At 28.2% G+C, this 1,381-nt stretch carries 1 protein-coding gene; it reads right to left on the bottom strand.

All coding sequences use genetic code 11. The features are described from left to right. The coding region (locus B0E44_RS00070; protein WP_131828075.1) for a two-component regulator propeller domain-containing protein at positions 1-1,381 on the bottom strand (1,381 nt) is incomplete at both ends.

Raw genomic sequence — 1,381 nt, 5'->3', positions numbered from 1 at the left:
CTAAAATAATGATCGCTAGAAAGTAAGGTGTTTTATAAAAAACCTGTTCAACATGTATTTTAAGTTTAATCTTATTTTCTGTTTCAAAACCCTCCAAATTTTTACCTTTTACCTCAAGGACATAATTTCCAGACGGTATATTATAGAGTTTAACTTGGCCTGAAGCTCCAGAGAGTGTCCATCCATTAGCTAATCCTTTAATTCTATAGTAGAATATACTTTTATCATAATCATATAAATCATTTATAGAAAATTCTGCAGAAAAATAATTTTTGTCGTAGGGGAGCTCAATATTTGTAGCCGTATCCCCATATTCAATGATATATTTATTTTGATTATTAGAGAAATACTCTTTTTTTGAAATATAAATATTGTAGGATTTTTTGATGAAATTAAATTGTTTAGGATTTAGTTCAGTAATCCCATTTAGTCCACCAAAATATAATGAGGAATCGTTCCTTTTGAAAAATGAACGTTTATTAAATTCATTTTCACTTAATCCATTTTGAATGTAATAGTTGTTGAATTTATTTATCTTTTTGTATAAAACAGACAATCCATAAAAAGTGGAAAACCACATCTGGTCGTCACTTTCTAAAATGCCACAGACAGTATTATTGGACAGCCCTTTTAACTGGTCATAAATTGCTATCTTATTAGCTTTTAAGTTCACGCATGCTACACCTGCATTGTTTGTCCCCACCCACAAATTTTTATATTTATCTTCATGCAGGACTAAAATAATTTTATTTCTGAAATAAGGATATGTATTGCTATAATCTTCAAAATTTCCAGATATTTTTTTGTAGTACAGTCCTTTATCAGTTGCAATCCATAGAGTTTTTCTACTGTCTTTAAGAATATCATACACTGTTAATTCAGTGTCATTTCTTCCAATTTTATACCTTTGAAATACTTCTGTTTTTATATTAAATATAAAAAGCCCCTTATCAGACCCCATCCAGATGGAATCTTTTGATTTTTGTTTTATAAATGTAGAATGAAGATCTTCATTGCCTTTATATGTTATTGTTTTAATTTTTCCTGAATATAAATTTATTGATTTAATAAATCGGCCTTGACCTTCAGTCCATAATGTGGAGCCTTTATTAATTAAAATGGAATTATAATAATTAAGAGGGTATTTAGTATCATAAATCTTTGAAGATGAATTATTTCTTATATTTAATTTGTATAATCCCTTATAAGAACCTACGTATAAATTGCTTACTTTGTCTGATACAATGTTTCTTGTACTTACCTGAAAATTTTTAAATTGAAGGTGTTTTTTGAAGCGGTGGTCATAGGCTTTAAGCATGTAAATGTTATCGTATGTTGAAAACCAGATTATATTTTCCCTGCCAAGTACTAAATGCTCATT

It is taken from the genome of Flavobacterium sp. A45 (assembly GCF_002001005.1).
GTDB lineage: Bacteria > Bacteroidota > Bacteroidia > Flavobacteriales > Flavobacteriaceae > Flavobacterium.
Note: the sequence above shows the minus strand (reverse complement) of the source record. Positions and strands in the feature narration are given on the sequence as shown.